The following is a 534-nucleotide window of genomic DNA, read 5'->3' as shown; positions in this document are numbered from 1 at the left end:
CGCCACGGCGAGGACGAGGGCCGTGCGCAAGGTCTCGACGATGGCGGGCGCCGCCAGCGGCAGCTCGATCCGCGTCAGGGTCTGACGGGCGGTGAGCCCGAGCGCTTTGGCGGCCTCGCGCGTCTCCGCCGGCACCGCCTCGAGGGCGCCGACCGTGCCGCGGAGCGTCGGCATGATGCCGTAGAGCACCAGGGCCAGCAGGGTCGGCGGGCCGCCGAAGCCGAGCACCGGCAGGGCGAGCGCGACCACGACCACCGGCGGCACCGCCTGCGCCGCGGCGGCCAGCGTATCGATCCCGCCCCGGACCGAGGCCGCGCCGGGGCGGGTCGCGAGGATCCCGAGGCCGATTCCCGTGATCGCGACGAGGACGAGGCCGGTCCCGGCGAGGATCAGGTGGTGCAGGGCGAGCGCACCGAGATGGTCGAGCGGCAGCGCCCGCCGCGGCGTCTCGCCGAGCGCCGAGACGATCGCCGCGGCGACGGTCGGATGACTGAAGCACGCGAGCACGAGGCCGGCGGCGCCGGCTCCGAGGGC

At 77.2% G+C, this 534-nt stretch carries 1 protein-coding gene; it reads right to left on the bottom strand.

The genetic code is table 11. The annotated features are described in order from the left end of the window. Positions 1 to 507: ABC transporter permease subunit (locus tag FV223_RS29585; RefSeq protein WP_147730115.1), on the bottom strand; the 507-nt coding region annotated here is incomplete at its 3' end. Between the last annotated feature and the right edge of the window lie 27 nt (positions 508 to 534).

It is taken from the genome of Methylobacterium sp. WL116 (genome assembly GCF_008039455.1).
Classification (GTDB): Bacteria; Pseudomonadota; Alphaproteobacteria; order Rhizobiales; family Beijerinckiaceae; genus Methylobacterium.
Note: the sequence above shows the minus strand (reverse complement) of the source record. Positions and strands in the feature narration are given on the sequence as shown.